This is a genomic window from Longimicrobiaceae bacterium (assembly GCA_036375715.1).
GTDB lineage: Bacteria > Gemmatimonadota > Gemmatimonadetes > Longimicrobiales > Longimicrobiaceae > DASVBS01.
In genome coordinates, this window is sequence record DASVBS010000046.1 from 1 (window position 1) to 15,896 (window position 15,896).

Here is a 15,896-nt window from a genome sequence, read left to right on the forward strand (position 1 = left end):
GGTGGGGATCGCCCGGCGGGCGCTGGAGACGGCGCAGCGGGAGCGCGACCGCGTGGTGATCGTCGACACTGCCGGACGCCTGCAGATCGACGAGGAGATGATGGACGAGCTGAAGCGCCTGAAGCAGGCACTCCAGCCGCACGAGATCCTCTACGTCGCCGACGGCATGACCGGTCAGGAGGCGGTGAAGATCGCCGAGGGTTTCGACCAGGCGCTCGACATCACGGGTGTCGTCCTGACCAAGATGGACGGCGACGCGCGTGGTGGCGCCGCGCTCTCCATCTACGGCGTCACCGGCAAGCCGATCAAGTTCATCGGTGTCGGCGAGAAGCTGGACGGATTGGAGGAGTTCCACCCCGAGCGGATGGCCGGGCGGATCCTCCAGATGGGCGACGTCCTCTCCCTGGTGGAGAAGGCGCAGAGCTCCTTCGACCAGGAACAGGCGGCGAAGCTCGAGAAGAAGATGCTCGGGGCCGGGCGGTTCGACCTCGACGACTTCCTGACCGCGATGCGGCAGCTCCAGAACCTGGGGCCATTGGAGAACCTCCTGAAGCTGCTCCCCGGGGTCAACAACAAGATGTTGAAGAACATCAAGGTCGACCCGCAGCGGATGAAGCACATCGAGGCGATCATCCTCTCGATGACGCCGCAGGAGCGGAAGAAGCCCGAACTGCTCAACGGCTCCCGCCGCGCCCGCATCGCGCGCGGTTCCGGCCGTCCGGTGCAGGAGATCAATCGTCTCCTCGAGCAGTTCAAGGAGATGCAGAAGTTCATGAAGCAGATGAAGAATCTGCAGGGCATGATGCCGCGCGGCCTGCCGCGGCTCGGCGGTGGAGCGGGGAGCGGGTTTCCGTTTGTGAGGTAGGGGATATCCGCTATCCGATATCCGTTGTCCGTTGGGCGCTTTCTAACGGGCGGGACATCTGGAGGTTGGTAGCCCGGTCCGGACGGATAACGGATAACCGACAACGGATAACCGGTTGCTCGGCCGCCTTCCGGCCGGGCAACCTTCGATCGTCCGCTTTCATCGTGCTGCGCACTTCGGCGCGGGCGAGGCCGGACGTCACCGTGGGATCGACCAGGAGAATCGATGGCACTGAGAATTCGTCTCCGCCGCATGGGGCGGAAGAAGGCGCCGAGCTACCGCATCGTGGTGGCCGAGAGCTCGATGCCGCGCGATGGGCGCTTCGTCGCCAGCATCGGGCATTACAACCCCCGGACGGAGCCGATCACGCTCAAGGTCGATCGCGAGCGGGCGCTCTACTGGCTGGATAAGGGCGCCAAGCCGACGGATACGGCCCGGTCGCTGCTGAAGCGCGCCGGTGTCTTCGGGCCGGCCCCCGCGGTGACGGAAGAGGCAGCTGAGACGGCGAAGCAGCCTACCCCCAAGACCTCGGGCCGGGCACGCGCCGCGGCGGAGAGCGCCGCTGCCGCGGCGGCCGCGGCCGCCAGCGAGGTGCGCGAGGCGGTGGCCGAGGCGGCGGAGGCCGTGCGCGACACGGTCGCGGGCGCCCCGGCGGAGCAGGAGGCAGCCCCGGCGAGCGAGCCGCAGGGAGAGGGTGCGGGGGAGGCTAGCGAGGCGCCCGCGGCCGAGGCCGCAGCTGCCGAGGAGCCTGCTGCAGAGGCGGCGCAAGCCGCGGAGCCGGTGGCCGAGAAGCCCGTGGCGGAGGAACCGGCCGCGGAAGAGGAGAAGCCGGCGACGCCGGCCGAGTAACGCGCGGCGATGGCCGGGCCCGCGGCCAGCGGCGCGGTGGGCGGCGGCGAATACCTTGTCGTCGCCACCATCCGCAAGCCGCACGGGGTGCGGGGTGAGCTCGCCCTCATGCTGGAGACCGATCGACCGGGCGCGGTGTTCCGGAAGGGGCGCAGACTGATCCTCGGCGACGCCCGCGGCAGGCCGCTGGGCACGGTGCTGACGGTGGAGCGGGCGCGATCGGTCCCGGACGGTCTGCTGCTGAAGGTCGCGGAGTTCTCGGCGCGCACGCCGGAGGTGGAAGCGCTGCGTGGCCAATCGCTCCTGATCCGCGCCGACGAGGCGGCCCCGACCGCGGCCGATGAGCTGCACTACCGCGACCTGCTCGGCGTGCGGATTGTCATCGAGGATCGGGAGATCGGGGTGGTGAGAGACATCACCGAGACCGCCGCGGGCGAGTTGCTGGTCGTGCAGCGGGAGGTCGGAGGAGAGCTGTTGATCCCCTTCGTCCGCGAGTGGATTCGTCAGGTCGACCTGACCGCGCGACGGCTGGCGCTGGAGCCTCCCGAGGGGCTGTTGGAGCTCTGAGGCCGACGACGACAGAGCGGCGTTCGGCGATTTCCGGTCTCGAACTGCCAATCTCGCGTCCGAACGATGCGCTTCAACATCGTCACCCTGTTTCCCGACTTCTTTCGGGAGCCGCTGGGGTTGAGTATCCCGGGGCGGGTAGCAGCGGCGGGATTGGCGGAGTACCGGGTCGTCGACCTGCGCGACTTCACCCACGACCGGCACCGAACGGTCGATGACTATCCGTATGGTGGCGGCGCGGGGATGGTGCTCAAGGCCGAGCCCTTCTTCGAGGCGGTGGAGTCGCTGGCGCCGGAAGGGGCGGATCGACCGCCCGGCCCGATTCTGGTGACCTCGGCCCGCGGAGAGGTCTTCACCCACGACCTGGCGGTGCGGCTGGCCCTCGAGTCGGAGGTGACGATCCTCTGCGGCCACTACAAGGACATCGACCAGCGAGTGGTCGACGGCCTTGGGGCCATGGAGGTCTCGCTGGGAGACTTCATCCTCTCCGGCGGCGAGGTGGCGGCGCTGGCGATCGTGGACGCGGTGGTCCGCTTGCTGCCGGGGGCCATCTCGGACCACGAGTCGGCCTCCAGCGACTCGCATTACGAGGGGCTCCTGAGCCCGCCCTCGTACACCCGCCCCGCGGAGGTGCGGGGCCTTCGGGTTCCCGAGGTCCTCCTGACGGGGGACCACGCGCGCATCGCTGCCTGGCGGCAGCAGGAAGCGGAACGGCTGACGCGAGAGCGGAGGCCGGATCTTTGGGAGAAGCTTGAGAAAGAGTGAGAAGCTAGAAGCTAGAAGTTAGAAGCTAGAAGTTGGCTGGTTGCGATTCTCGAGCGTACGAACCGTCGGGGCTGTGGTCATATACGGATTGGCGGACCGCCGCCCCCCAGGTAAAGCGGATTGAACACCCTAGCTCCTAGCTTCTAGCTTCTAACTTCTAGCTGGCAACTTTCAACGAAACACGACCATGCATCCGTTCATCGAGACTCAGCGGGAATTCCTGAAGGAGGACATTCCCAACTTCCGCCCCGGCGACACGGTCCGCGTCAACGTGCGCGTGCGTGAAGGCGAGAAGGAGCGTATTCAGGCCTTCGAGGGCGTGGTCATCGGGCGTAAGCACGGTGGCGTCAACGAGACTTTCACCGTGCGGAAGATCTCGAGCGGGGTGGGCGTGGAGCGCATCTTCCCGCTGCACTCGCCGTCCATCGAGTCGATCAAGCTCGTCCGCCAGGGACGGGTGCGTCGGGCCAAGCTGTACTACCTGCGGAACCTCCGCGGGAAAGCCGCGCGGATCAAGGAGCGCCGCACCCGCTAGGGAGCGGTGGGTCGGCCGCGGGCGAAAGCCCAGGCTCCGTCGCGTGCGCGACGGGAAATCCGGCTCCAGAGCCCTCTCGACTACGAACGGGAGTTCTGGAGCCGTGGCGTTCAGTGGGTGGCCGGCATCGACGAGGTCGGTCGCGGCCCGCTGGCGGGCCCGGTCGTGGCGGCGGCGGTTGTCCTGAAGCCGGGTAGCGATGGTTGCGGCGCGGACGACTCGAAGCGTCTCACCGCGCAGCAGCGGAACGAGATCGCTGCCGAGATTCTTCGCAGCGCCGCCGCCGTAGGGATCGGTGCGGCGTCGGCCGCTGAGATCGACCGGGTCAACATCCGACGCGCCACCGCGCTCGCGATGCGCCGAGCGCTGCGCCGCCTCTGTCCGGCTCCCGAGCACATCCTGGTCGACGGGCTGATCGTCCCCGAGCTCGGGCTGGAATGGCAGACCGCGATCGTCGACGGCGATCAGCACGTGCACTCGATCGCCTGCGCGAGCATCATCGCCAAGGTCTGCCGGGATCGGCTGATGGAGCGCCTGGCGAGGCGCTATCCCGTCTATGGGTGGGACCGCAACAAGGGATACGCCACCGAGGAGCACCGGGAGGCGCTGAACCGACACGGTCCGTCGCCTCATCATCGGCGTTCCTTCCAGACGGTCGACCAGCTCAGCCTGCTCGCTGAGCCCCTCTGACATGTTCGAATCCGTACGTAGCCTTCGCCCCGCTTGGATCGGTTTCGGCTGGTTCATCGCCGTGGCGCTTACGTCTCTGGTCGTTTTCGTGCTGACGGTGGTCGACTTCATTCAACCGGAAGCCCCCACCGAGGGGATGGGAGTGGCGGTAGCGTTGATGGTGGGCTTCCTCGTGGCAGGATTCTTCGTGGGGACGCGGGTGAACGCTGCCCCCATCCTGCACTCGCTGGCAATGGGGTTGCTGTCGGTGGTGGTCTGGCTCGGCCTGAATCTCTTCGTGGGAGAGGACGCCGGAGACGCGATGGACACCTTCAGCGGCGGCGTGGCGGGGTCGCTCCTGGCGTTGCAGATCGCGTCTACCATTGTGGGGGCTCGGGCTGGCGTTCGCTTCGCTCGGCGGGCGGGAGCGGCCGGATGAGCGCTACGCACGTGCACGCCGAGCGGATCGCTTCCGAGCTGGGGCTGCGATCTGCGCAGGTTCGAGCCGCCCTCGAGTTGCTGGCGGAGGGGAACACCATCCCCTTCGTCGCCCGCTATCGGAAGGAGGCCACCGGTGAGCTGGACGAGGTGCAGCTCCGGGACATCCGGGATCGCAACGAGTACCTCGTCGAGCTGGATGCGCGACGGGCGACGATCCTCTCCTCCATCGAGGAGCAGGGAAAGCTCGACGACGAGCTGCGCCGCCGCATCGAACAGGCGGAATCCAAGGCGGAGCTGGAAGACCTGTATCGCCCCTTCAAGCCGAAGCGTCGCACGCGCGCGACCATGGCGCAGGAGCGTGGGCTGGGTCCTCTGGCCGAGCTCATCTGGGAGGGGACCGCGTCCGACGCGGAGGTGCGCCGGCGGGCCGCGGAGTTCGTGGATGCGGAAAAAGGGGTTACCTCAGCCGAGGACGCGCTGGCCGGGGCACGCGACATCCTCGCGGAGCGGGTCGCCGACGACGCGAATGCCCGCTCCTTCGTCCGGGAGCTCACCCGTCAGAAGGGTCTGCTCGAAAGTAAGGCAGCGCGCGGCAAGGAGGGCGAGACCTCGAAGTTCCAGGACTACTACGACTTCTCCGAGCCGTTGCGAACGATCCCCAGCCATCGCGTGCTGGCGATCCGGCGCGGAGAGGCAGAGGAGTTCCTGGTGGCGCGCATTGTCGCTCCCGAGGAGGAGATCGTCGCCGGGCTGATCCGTCGCTTCGCCGAGCCCCGCGCCGCTCGCGAAGAGATGGAGCTGGTCGTCACCGACGCGTATCGGCGCCTGATCGCTCCCTCGGTCGAGGTGGAGCTACGCACCGAGCTGAAGGTGGCTGCCGACGACGAGGCGATCCGCATCTTCGGGCAGAACCTGGAGGGGCTCCTGCTGGCGCCGCCCGCAGGGATGCGGGTCACGCTGGGTATCGACCCCGGCTACCGGACCGGGTGCAAGCTCGCGGTCGTTGGCCGCACGGGCGCCCTGGTCGCCACCGGCGTCATCTACCTTCACCAGGAGGAGCGCGCGAAGCGCGAGATCGTCCAGCTGGTGGAGAAGTACGGTGTGGAGCTGGTGGGCATCGGCAACGGCACTGCGAGCCGGGAGACCGATCGGCTCACGCGCGAGGCGTTGAAGGAGGTGCCTGCTGAGCGCCGTCCCGCGGCGGTGTTGGTGAACGAGGCCGGCGCCTCGGTGTACTCGGCGTCTGACCTGGCTCGCGAGGAGCTCCCGGACCTCGATCTGACATTGCGCTCGGCGGTGTCCATCGCGCGGCGCCTGCAGGACCCGCTGGCCGAACTGGTGAAGATCGACCCCAAGTCGATCGGCGTGGGCCAGTACCAGCACGACGTCTCGCAGTCCAAGCTGAAGCGCCGACTGGACGAGACGGTGGAGAGCTGCGTGAACCGCGTGGGGGTCGAGGTCAACACCGCCTCTCCTTCGCTGCTCTCCTACGTGGCGGGGCTGGGGCGCACGACCGCCCAGCGGATCGTCGAATACCGGGACAGCCGCGGCCCGTTCCGCTCCCGGCGTGAGCTGCTGGAGGTGCCGGGCGTGGGGGCGCGGACCTTTGAGCAGGCGGCCGGCTTCCTGCGCATCCGGGATGGGGAGGATCCGCTCGACGCCTCCGCCGTGCACCCCGAGCGCTATCCGGTGGTGGCGCGAATGGCGGCCGATCTGGGCGTGCCGGTGAAGGAGCTGGTGGGGAACGAAGCGGTGGTGGAGCGGATCCAGCCCGAGCGCTACGTGGACGATTCCGTGGGCCTTCCCACCCTGCGCGACATCCTGGCCGAGCTACGCAAGCCCGGGAGGGACCCCCGCGAGGCCTTCGAGGCGCCCTCCTTCCGCGAGGACGTCGAGACCATCGAGGACCTGAAGGAGGGAATGGTCCTGCCTGGGACCGTCACCAACGTAGTGGCCTTCGGGGCCTTCGTGGACATCGGGGTCCACCAGGACGGGCTGGTGCACGTGTCGCAGCTGTCGGATCGGTTCGTTCAGGATCCGAATGACGTGGTGAAGGTCGGGGATCGCGTGACGGTGCGGGTGATCGGGGTGGATGTTCCGCGTAACCGCATCGCGCTGTCGATGAAGAGCGAGGCGGGGGGCGCGGCGAAGGAGGCAGCTGCGCCGCGGGCGCGGAAGGGGGTGAAGGTGGAGCCGCCGGTGCTCAGGGATGGGGTGGCGCCGAATGGGATGAGGATTCGGCGCGGAGGGAGGTGAGGGGGCGGGACGGACAAGGAGACAAGAAGTGACGGGGTGACAAGGTGAACGGGGGGGGCGGCCTTCGAGGGCTTGGGGACGTTGGCGGGAAGGAGTGCGGGGTCGGAAGTATTTTGGTGATATAGGGATAGGAGCCGGTAGCTCAGTTGGTAGAGCAGCGGACTTTTAATCCGTAGGTCGTGGGTTCGAGTCCCACCCGGCTCATTTTCTGTTTCGCGGCCCCATGGCCGATTATCGCTTGGGGCTGCGTGTCGTAGCCGCTAACGTCGGTCAGCGTGCGGCACCGAGACCGGGTGCGGAATGTGGACAGCTCAGCGGTTGTCACCTTGTCACCCCTTTTTCCCCTCGTCCCTCTGCGTCCTCCTCGACACCCTCCGCGTCCCTCCGCCTTCAAGCCGTCCCGCAGAGGTCGCACGTCAATACGACATCAGGAACAGCACCCACGAGGCCAGCGTGAACGCCACGTGCACCATGGCGTGCGCCACCATCGCGGACTCGAGGCTGTACCGCCAGAAGAGCCACCCGAATACCACTCCGCCGATGGAGTTCAGCGCGACGGTGCGGGCGACGATCAGCGGGGTCAGCGCGACCTCGGCGGCCACGGCGCCGAGGTGACCCGCGCCGAAGAGCACCGCCGCCACCACGATTCCGGACCAGGCGATCCACGGACGCGGGCGGTCCTGCCCGCGCTGCGCAACGCGCCAGAGGATCCACACGACCAGGGACATCAGCCCCCAACGGCTGATCAGCTCCTCGGTGATCCCGCCATAAAGGATTCCCGTCAGGGTCATCGACAAGGAGCGCGGTCGCGAGACGTCGAGCACGCTCGGGTCGTCTACCCCGCCGCCCATCATCGGGAGGGAAAGGGCGTCGAGGACCACCAGCGCGATCCCCGTCAGCGCGCCGGCGGCCATCGCGCGGGCGAGCTCCGTCGGGATTGGCCGCCCCCGGCGGCGCACGCCGCGAACCAGCTCCGCCAGGTGTGAGCGTAGGCCCACCCGCGGCGCCAGCGCGGTCCCGACCCCGACGCCCGCCAGCAGCAGCACGAGCGGGTTGATCAACAACACCGCCTGCAGCGCCGGGGTGGGCAGGTCCGGGCCCCCGGGCATGGCGCGGATCGACTCGGCCGTCGTGCGCATCATGGGGAGGAGCGACAGGATTCCCACGAGCCCGGGCGCGAACAGCGCGAGCGAGGCCCTCCAGTAGCTGCCAGCGCTCAGCTCGGCGGACTCAGTGGTGTGCGCAGGGGTCGTTGTCATCTGGTTCCGAGTTGTTACCGCTCCACTCGTCGTTCGAGTCCTGCCCGACCGACGTTCCAATGCTCGCGGGCCGGCGGCGACCCACGCGAGTAGCCGCGACGGGCCTCGACGGGTGAGCAACGATGCTCAGCCGCGGGAATGTAATAGGGCGGTCGTACGGCCCACCTGCATGGATGTTCCGGGCGGCACGCACAAACACGAACTCCAGGGTCATCGGCGGGGCGTTCTCACCGAGACCGCACATCCTCTCGCCGGACGCTCCTGGCAGCTGCTGCCGAAGGCCTGGTGACTCGCCATCGCGACTGCGACTGACATTGCCGATCGCCCGGCGCGTTCCCACCTTGCCTCATCGACCATCCACCCGTCGAGGAGGCGATCGATGTCCACGACTGTTCCGCGCGTGCCGACTGCCGCACCGTCGCCCGAAGTGGCCCGCGCGGTCGAGTTCATGCGCCGTCTCTTCCCGGAGCCGCGCGCGTTCGACATCCGGCTCTGGGAGGGAACCGTCATCCCCGGCAGCAGCGAGACGGAGCTCACAGTGGTCATCAACCGTCCCGGCTCGTTGCGGCGGATGCTGCGACCGCCTGTCGAGCTCTCGCTCGGCGAGGCGTACCTGCGAGGCGATTTCGATCTCGAGGGAGAGGTTTGGGCGGCGGGACCGGCGCTGGAAGCATCACGGGGTGCGGCCCGGTCGCTGCGCGAGATGGGTGCGCTCTTCCGTCTCTGGCGGGCGCTGCCCACGGACGACCTCCCTCGGGCCGGCGAGCGGGTCGGCGACGTGCGCGGGGGCGATCCATCGGCCTCCGGCGGCTATGGGTCGGCTCCCGCGCGCATCCGGGCGGCGGAACAGTCGCGCGAGTGGGATCGCGAGGGGATTCGCTACCATTACGACGCGGGGAACGATTTCTACGCCCTCTTCCTCGACCGGCGCATGGTGTACTCGTGCGCCTACTTCGCCACCGGGAGCGAGGACCTGGACACCGCGCAGGAACAGAAGCTGGATCTCATCTGCCGCAAGCTCCGACTGCGGGACGGGGAGCGATTCCTCGACGTGGGCTGCGGTTGGGGAGCACTGGTCCTGCACGCTGCGCAGCACTACGGCGTGCGCGCACTCGGTGTCACCCTCAGTGAACAGCAGTACCGGCTCGCCAGCCAGCGGATCGCCGACGCGGGACTCAGCGACCGGGTCGAGGTGCGCTGTATCGACTATCGAGATCTGGCAGATGGGCCCTTCGACAAGATGGCCAGCGTGGGGATGTTCGAACATGTCGGACGGGAGCGGCTACCCGAATACTTCGGTCACCTCTTCCGCCTCATCAAGCCCGGCGGCCTTTTCCTCAACCATGGGATCGGGGGGCATCCGGCACCTGACCGCGGATTGACCGGTAGGCTGGCGCGGCGACTGGAGCCGTACCTGGTCGGGGGATCGACCTTCCGCGAGCGATACATCTTCCCCAACGGCGGGCTGGTCGCGGTGAGCGAGGCGAACCTGATCGCGGAGAAGGTGGGGTGGGAGGTGCGGGACGTCGAGAATCTACGCGAGCACTACGCGATCACCCTCCGCCACTGGGCGAGCCGCCTCGAGGCGCGCGCGGACGAGGCGCGGCGCCTCGGCGGCGAGGGGATGTTCCGCCTCTGGCGACTGTACATGGGGATGGCCGCCTGGCAGTTTGCCTGCGGCGAATTCGGGGTCTTCCAGTCGCTGCTGCAGAAGCCCACGGGCGGCGAGAGCGGACTTCCGCTCAGCCGCGCCGACATCTACTCGCAATCGTGAAGGAGTGCGGCGCTTGTTCTCTTTGCGGACGATCGGGATCCTCTGGGTGGTTGCCGGATTTGCTTCCCTGTTCCTCGCCTACGGACGGGAGCCTCACAACAATGCCCTGCTGGTGGTGGGGATGATCATCGTGGCGGTGGGCGCAGCCATGATCCGGCGCTCGGTGCGCAGCAAGAGGCGCCGATGACCGAGACTCTTCAGGAAATTGCGGTGTCTTATGGTGTGGGCGCGATCCGTCGGCACATCTTCCTCTGCTCCGATCAGAGCAAACCCAAGTGCTGCGCGCTCGAGACCGGGCTGGAGGCCTGGGACTACCTGAAGCGTAGGCTCGACGAGCTGGGCCTCACGCGGAGCGGGGGGATCTACCGCACCAAAGCCAACTGCCTGCGGATCTGCCAACAGGGGCCGATCGCCGTGGTATATCCCGAGGGAGCATGGTATCACTCGTGTACCCCCGAGGTGCTGGAGAGAATCATCCAGGAGCACCTTATCGGGGGGCGCGTGGTCGAAGACTATCTCATTGTTCAGCAGCCGCTCGAACGAGGAGGAGATGATGCCGGGTAATACATCGGCAGAGATCGTGGCAGGGAGCGGGGCAGCGGATTTCTCCACGCGGGTGGACAACTGGCTCCTGGCCGTGCTGGTGTTCGCCCTGATCATGTCGACCGGCGCGGTGCTGGTGACCGCGACCCGGGATCCCCGCAGTGCGGCGGTAGCCGGAGCGGTCGAAATCGGGGCGATAGCGCTGGTCGTGGCGCTCTCCGTGCCCACCCGCTACACGATCGGAGACCGGGAGTTGGTGATCCGCTCCGGGATGCTGCGCTACCGGATCCCGCTCGAAGCAATCCGCCGGGTATACCCCACGCGCAATCCGCTCTCTGCCCCGGCCTGGTCGCTGGATCGCTTGGGGATCGAGTTCGAGCGCAAGCGAGGGCGCTCCCTGGCGCTCATCTCCCCTGACCGACGCGACGAGTTTCTCGACCTCCTCGCCGAGAGGGCGGGCCTGGAACGGCGCGGAAAGGAACTGCGCCGCGAGTGGCCTTGAGGCGCTTTGGCAGGAAAGGTGTTATCTTCCGCGGCTGGTTCCTCCATTCCACTTGACCGGGAGGTAGCATTGGTGCCGATCGATCTGGCCGCTGAGATGGCCGCGGCGCGCAAGCGCCGCGACGAGAAGACCGCCCGTCTGCTTCGCGAATCGCGAGTGCGGGCGATTCAGTCGGCGATCCGGCCGGGCTCCTCGCGCGCCGAGGTGGAGGAGTGCGCGCGTAGCTTCTATCCGCGCCTGCGCCCCGAGCTGCTTCAGGAGGCGATCGACATCGTCTGCGCCTCTCAGCGCGATGGCTCGGCACGGTGAGGTGACCTCGCGCGGGGTATTGCGGAGCGTGATAGCCTGGACGGGTCGCGCAACGACGGAGCGACCGTTCCGAAGAGCGGGACCCGGCCGAACCCTCTCACCGCATTGGCCGCTGGCAGGCGACCCACGCTCCCGCACGCCCACACCTATGAGCAGTAGAATCGGGCGGCCTCCGGGCTACCGGCAGCCATGGCTGCTGGCGCTGATCGTCAGCGCCTGCGTAAGCCCGTCCTCCTCCGGGCTCCCGGATGGCGAACCCCTGGTCCGCGGCCCGATCGAATCGATCGATCACCGCGCCACCGCCTCGGGAATCCTGGTGCGCGCCGCTCCGGGTTCGCGGGAGATGTGCGGCATCGCGGCCACGGCTGACGAAGAGACGCGCTACCTGCGACAGGAAGCCGACGGTCGGCGGGTCTCGCTCGACCGCTCGGAGCTGGAGGTGGGGGATACCGTGGAGGTCTACGTCACCGGGCCGATCGCCGAGTCCTGTCCTGTGCAGGGCAGGGCCTCGGCGATCGTGCCGGTGTCCAGGGGGTGAAGCCGACGCGAGCGAGCGCTAGGCGTGCGGCGCCCAGGCCTTCTCGCCCTCGGTATAGGGAAGGCACGGGTCGAAGCGCCCGGGTGCTTCCACGTAGCGCATCGCCTGGGTGTAGCCGATCTCTGAGGTGAAGTAGCCCAGCAGTGCCAACTCCTTCATCATCCGGAAGAAGTGCGGAGGAGCGTCGGCACTGATGGCGGCTGCTCCGCCGGCATCCGCGGTTCCCGCTTCCTCCTGGCGCTGATCGGGGAGATAGGCTTCCCCTTCGGCGGAGTCCTGGGCCGCGGCCGGGGCGGGCTCCGATGGTGGCGTGCCCGCACGCCGGTCCATCTCCGCCTTCTGTTCACGGTCGAGCTCCTCCAGGAGCGCAGTGCGCTGCTCGGGAGTCGCCTGCATGAAGCCCACCCCGTGCATCTCCTGGCAGCGCCTCTCGATCTCGCGCATCCCCTCCCGGAAGGCTTGCTGCTCCGGCGGGTAGTAGGTGTCGGTCACCATCAGGGCCATGAACGGTCCCACACCTGCGGCCTTGGCGCCGGGGGTGCTCGTCTCCGGGAGGATCGTTTCGGCGATCTCGTCCAGGAAGGCGATCTCCTCCTCGGTGAACGGCTCCATCTCCGTTGCCACCGCGGCCCCACCCTCGCGATCCTCCCGGCAGCCGGTCAACAGGGCGTTCCCGCCCACCAGTGCCACCCCGCCGAGCAGTGCGGTGACCCGGCGAACCGCTTCGCGGCGATCGATCAGGCTCGGTGTGCCCGGCTCCCTCGGCCGCTCCACGAGCGGCGCCATTCCAGCATCAGACGACATGGTCGGTCCTCGGTTGAGCGTGTTCAGGCTCCGTTCAGCGCTACGGCCGACGGACGGAGGCGAAAGGCAGCGAGGTCACAGGTTCCGGCGCTTCAGCTCGTTCACCGCGTGGTCCACCGCGCGCGCGGTGAGTGCCATGTAGGTGAGCGATGGGTTCTGGCAGGCGGAGGAGACCATGCACGAGCCGTCGGTGACGAAGACGTTCGGGGCATCCCACACCTGGTTGTAGGAGTTCAGCACGGAGGTGCGGGGGTCGCGCCCCATACGAGCCGTACCCATCTCGTGGATCCCCATTCCCGGGTAGTACTCGTTGTCGAACGTCGTCACGTTCTTCACCCCCGCCGCCTCCAGCGACTCAGCCATGTCATTCATCATGTCGCGACGCATCAGGCGCTCGTTCTCACCGATGCCGCAGTCGATGGCGAGGACGGGAAGGCCCCAGGCGTCGGTCTTGCTCTCGTCGATGAAGACCCGGTTGTCGTGGTTGGGGAGCATTTCGCCGAAGGCTGTCGCCCCGATCGTCCACTGTCCGGGCTCCGCCATGGCGTCCTTGAACGCCCCTCCGATCCCGAGCTCGGCCACCGCGCGCTGCCAGCCCTGCCGGCTCGCGCTGCCCTGATAGCCGAAGCCGCGCAGGTACTCACGCTTGTCGCCGTTCAGGTTGCGATAGCGGGGGATGTAGAAGCCGGTCGGGCGCCGGCCATAGTAGTAGCGATCTTCCAAGCCCTCGATCGTTCCCTGGGCGCCGCAGCGGAAGTGATGGTCCATGAGGTTGTGCCCCAGCTCTCCCGAGCTGCTCCCCAGCCCTCCGGGCCAGATGTCCGTGGCCGAGCGCATCAACAGCCAGGTGGAGTTCAGCGTGGAGGCGCAGAGGAAGATCACCGGGGCGCTGTACTCCGTGTACTCGCGATTGACGGCGTCGAGCACGCGCACGCCGGTCGCGCGCTTGCGATCGGGGTCGTAGACGATTTCGGTGACGATGGCGAACGGCCGCAGGGTGAGCCGGCCCGTGGCCATGGCGGCCGGGAGAGTGGACGACTGGGTGCTGAAGTAGGCACCGAAGGGGCAGCCCAGCCAGCACGCGTCGCGGTACTGGCACTGCGTCCGACCGGGGAGCGGCCGGGTGAGGTTGGCGGTCCGGCCCGGGATGATGCGCCGATGGCCGTCGAAGTGCTGGCTCAGGCGCTCCGCCACCAGCTCTTCGCCGCAGTTCAGCGGCATGGGTGGTTGGAACTGCCCGTCTGGGAGCTGCGGCAGGCCTTCGATCGAGCCGGAGATCCCCGCGTGGCGCTCGACGTAGTCGTACCAGGGCGCCAGGTCCGCATAGCGGATGGGCCAGTCGATGGCGATGCCGTCGCGCAGGTTCGCCTCGAAGTCGATGTCGCTCCAGCGATAGCTCTGGCGTCCCCACATCAACGAACGACCGCCTACCTGGTATCCTCGGAACCAGTCGAAGCGACGGATCTCCGTGTACGGGCTGTCCTGGTCGGACGCCCACCAGTCGAGATTCTTCTCGTTGAGCGGATAGTCGCGGCGGAGGACCGGATATGCCTCCTCCATGGCCACCGTGCGGCCGCCGCGATGCGGGTACTCCCAGGGGCCCTTGGTCGCGTTGACGTAGTCCTTGACGTGCTCGACGTTCTTGCCGCGTTCCAGGAGCAGCGTGCGGAGGCCCTTCTCGGTGAGCTCTTTGGCGGCCCAGCCGCCGGAGATACCCGATCCGACCACGATCGCATCGTAGCTCTGCGACTGCATCGATTCCTCCCAGTTGACAGGCGGGACAGCGGTGGGGATCGCGGGGTGTCGCTGGATAGAATCGGCCCGCAAGCTCTGCACCGCCAGGGGGGCCCTACAATGACCCACGGAGGATCACAGAGGTTCTCACGGAGGGCACGGAGGAGTAAATCGCTTGGAGTTGCGGCAGAGCGATCTTTCGTCCTCTGTGTCCCTCCGCGTATCCCCCGTGCCCGCTAATCGACGTCCGGAAGCAGGGTGGCGTGGAGCGCGGTGTAGAGCGCGCCCTCCTCCACCTCCAGCGTCCCGTCCGTCGTCTCGCGGATCCAGCGGGCCACCCCGTATCCGTGCTGCGGCCCGAAGATCAGCGCCATCAGCACCAGCACGTCGAGCGTGCCCTGCAGCAGATCCAGGCTGTCGTCACTCATGTGGAGACTCCCCCTCAAGTGTTGAGGGGAAGGATGAAGGGGCCAGGGTGGGAGTCAAGGATATTCTGGAACTGTGACCACCCGTGATCACGGGTGCCGAACGCGAAACCCGCCCCATCCGAATCCGTAATTGTCCGAGAACTATTCTCTGAGGCGTGGAACCGTGGTCCCCGCTCTCGGTAGGGCCTCTCCACCTCCTGTGCTGCAGACGATCACACATGCAGACCAAACGCGATCTCCCCCTTGAAAACCTTCAAAGCGGCAAGGTCTTAGGTCCGCGTCGACCGGAAGATACCTGGTTCCCGGGCCGATGGATCGGAGGATCGTCGTTGATCGTCGGCCCCCTACTGCTTCTCACCGGCATACTGCTTCGCCTCCGGTTCCATTTCTTCTTTCCCCAGCAGCTCGCGGCGGTGCAGGAGCACCCGACGCTCATGTTCGCGTCGTACTCGATGTTCCTAGCCGGCATCATCCTCCTCTGGCCGGCCGTCGCAACGCTTGCCTGGTTGATCGGGAGAAGCAGGCCTGGGTGGGCAATGTGGGGCGGGACTTTGGCGATGCTGGGTCTCTTCGCTCGCACCTTTCACGCGGGAGTGGACCATCTGGCATTCCAGTTGGTGCATGTGCAGGGATTGGAGGTCGCGACCCAGGCAGTCCGCGATTCCTACGGGGCTAACCACATCGTCAAGACGCTCAATCCTGCGATCATGTTGGGCTGGATCGTCCTGGCGATTGGGGCCTACCGCGCTGGCACGCTCGGGCTGGTTCGGTCTGTCGCCCTGGGGCTGATGGCGTGCCTCATGATGGGCGTCCTGAAGGGAAGTTCGATCGTCTCAGTGATCGCAGCGGGGGGCTCGGCGTAGCGCTCGTACCGCTTGGATTCCAGGTGCTCCGGGAAGGACCGCTCCCGAAACCTGGGACGCTTCTGGGTTGGACATTCCTCGTGGTCGCGGGCGTTGTCGTCATGTACTTCCTCGGCCAAGCGGGATGAAGCGCTCTGCCAGCGCTTGGTGAACCTCGGTTCTCGAGGTCGAGCTGGACGGGCGTACGGAAGGGAG

General features: G+C 67.5%; 19 protein-coding genes and 1 tRNA gene. 16 read left to right on the forward strand and 4 right to left on the reverse strand.

What is annotated here, in order from left to right; translation table 11 throughout:
• From VF167_08845 to VF167_08885, 9 genes are all read left to right on the forward strand, one after another.
• A partial coding sequence (locus VF167_08845; protein ID HEX6925526.1) for a signal recognition particle protein occupies positions 1-865 on the forward strand: 865 nt, incomplete at its 5' end.
• A gap of 225 nt (positions 866-1,090) precedes the next feature.
• Positions 1,091-1,714 carry a 30S ribosomal protein S16 gene (rpsP, locus tag VF167_08850; protein ID HEX6925527.1) on the forward strand — a complete coding sequence of 208 codons (624 nt, stop codon included), beginning with the start codon at positions 1,091-1,093 and terminating at the stop codon, positions 1,712-1,714.
• A 9-nt stretch (positions 1,715-1,723) separates the two neighbouring features.
• The gene (rimM, locus tag VF167_08855; protein ID HEX6925528.1) at positions 1,724-2,281 is read left to right on the forward strand and encodes a ribosome maturation factor RimM; all 558 of its coding nucleotides are present in this window, start codon (positions 1,724-1,726) and stop codon (positions 2,279-2,281) included.
• Between the two features lie 66 nt (positions 2,282-2,347).
• The gene (trmD, locus tag VF167_08860) at positions 2,348-3,046 is read left to right on the forward strand and encodes a tRNA (guanosine(37)-N1)-methyltransferase TrmD (protein HEX6925529.1); all 699 of its coding nucleotides are present in this window, start codon (positions 2,348-2,350) and stop codon (positions 3,044-3,046) included.
• Between the two features lie 187 nt (positions 3,047-3,233).
• Entirely contained in the window at positions 3,234-3,581 is a 348-nt protein-coding gene (gene rplS / locus VF167_08865) for a 50S ribosomal protein L19 (protein HEX6925530.1), read from the forward strand.
• Between the two features lie 6 nt (positions 3,582-3,587).
• On the forward strand, positions 3,588-4,271 hold the full coding sequence (locus tag VF167_08870; GenBank protein HEX6925531.1) for a ribonuclease HII: 684 nt from the start codon (positions 3,588-3,590) through the stop codon (positions 4,269-4,271).
• A gap of 1 nt (position 4,272) precedes the next feature.
• Positions 4,273-4,689, forward strand: coding sequence for a hypothetical protein (locus tag VF167_08875; protein ID HEX6925532.1), 417 nt, complete (start codon positions 4,273-4,275; stop codon positions 4,687-4,689).
• Positions 4,686-6,947 carry a Tex family protein gene (locus tag VF167_08880; protein HEX6925533.1) on the forward strand — a complete coding sequence of 754 codons (2,262 nt, stop codon included), beginning with the start codon at positions 4,686-4,688 and terminating at the stop codon, positions 6,945-6,947. The genes VF167_08875 and VF167_08880 overlap by 4 nt, the downstream gene beginning before the upstream one ends.
• A 131-nt stretch (positions 6,948-7,078) precedes the next feature.
• Positions 7,079-7,151: transfer RNA gene (locus tag VF167_08885), tRNA-Lys, on the forward strand.
• Positions 7,152-7,363: 212 nt separating this feature from the next.
• Here VF167_08885 and VF167_08890 read toward each other — a convergent pair.
• A complete protein-coding gene (locus VF167_08890) occupies positions 7,364-8,206 on the reverse strand; it encodes a CPBP family intramembrane glutamic endopeptidase (GenBank protein ID HEX6925534.1) in 843 nt (280 codons plus the stop codon).
• 379 nt (positions 8,207-8,585) lie between these two features.
• Here VF167_08890 and VF167_08895 point away from each other — a divergent pair, with 379 nt between their 5' ends.
• The 6 genes from VF167_08895 (at position 8,586) to VF167_08920 (ending at position 11,872) form a co-directional block, all read left to right on the forward strand.
• A complete protein-coding gene (locus VF167_08895) occupies positions 8,586-9,980 on the forward strand; it encodes a cyclopropane-fatty-acyl-phospholipid synthase family protein (GenBank protein ID HEX6925535.1) in 1,395 nt (464 codons plus the stop codon).
• Between the two features lie 13 nt (positions 9,981-9,993).
• A complete protein-coding gene (locus VF167_08900) occupies positions 9,994-10,167 on the forward strand; it encodes a hypothetical protein (GenBank protein HEX6925536.1) in 174 nt (57 codons plus the stop codon).
• Positions 10,164-10,544 carry a hypothetical protein gene (locus tag VF167_08905; GenBank protein HEX6925537.1) on the forward strand — a complete coding sequence of 127 codons (381 nt, stop codon included), beginning with the start codon at positions 10,164-10,166 and terminating at the stop codon, positions 10,542-10,544. Before VF167_08900 ends, VF167_08905 begins: the two co-directional genes overlap by 4 nt.
• The gene (locus tag VF167_08910; GenBank protein ID HEX6925538.1) at positions 10,531-11,025 is read left to right on the forward strand and encodes a PH domain-containing protein; all 495 of its coding nucleotides are present in this window, start codon (positions 10,531-10,533) and stop codon (positions 11,023-11,025) included. The genes VF167_08905 and VF167_08910 overlap by 14 nt, the downstream gene beginning before the upstream one ends.
• A 69-nt stretch (positions 11,026-11,094) precedes the next feature.
• The gene (locus tag VF167_08915; protein HEX6925539.1) at positions 11,095-11,334 is read left to right on the forward strand and encodes a hypothetical protein; all 240 of its coding nucleotides are present in this window, start codon (positions 11,095-11,097) and stop codon (positions 11,332-11,334) included.
• Between the two features lie 148 nt (positions 11,335-11,482).
• A complete protein-coding gene (locus tag VF167_08920) occupies positions 11,483-11,872 on the forward strand; it encodes a hypothetical protein (GenBank protein ID HEX6925540.1) in 390 nt (129 codons plus the stop codon).
• An 18-nt stretch (positions 11,873-11,890) separates the two neighbouring features.
• On the opposite strand, the gene VF167_08925 is transcribed toward VF167_08920, so the two are convergent.
• The 3 genes from VF167_08925 to VF167_08935 all read right to left on the reverse strand — a co-directional run bounded on the left by VF167_08925 (position 11,891) and on the right by VF167_08935 (position 14,838).
• Positions 11,891-12,676, reverse strand: coding sequence for a gluconate 2-dehydrogenase subunit 3 family protein (locus VF167_08925; protein HEX6925541.1), 786 nt, complete (start codon positions 12,674-12,676; stop codon positions 11,891-11,893).
• Between the two features lie 75 nt (positions 12,677-12,751).
• A complete protein-coding gene (locus tag VF167_08930) occupies positions 12,752-14,431 on the reverse strand; it encodes a GMC family oxidoreductase (GenBank protein ID HEX6925542.1) in 1,680 nt (559 codons plus the stop codon).
• Between the two features lie 215 nt (positions 14,432-14,646).
• Positions 14,647-14,838, reverse strand: a complete 192-nt coding sequence (locus VF167_08935) for a helix-turn-helix transcriptional regulator (GenBank protein HEX6925543.1) — start codon at positions 14,836-14,838, stop codon at positions 14,647-14,649.
• A gap of 329 nt (positions 14,839-15,167) precedes the next feature.
• Here VF167_08935 and VF167_08940 point away from each other — a divergent pair, with 329 nt between their 5' ends.
• Positions 15,168-15,701 (forward strand): hypothetical protein, encoded by a 534-nt coding sequence (locus VF167_08940; GenBank protein HEX6925544.1) that lies wholly within the window; start codon positions 15,168-15,170, stop codon positions 15,699-15,701.
• The last annotated feature ends 195 nt before the right edge of the window (positions 15,702-15,896 follow it).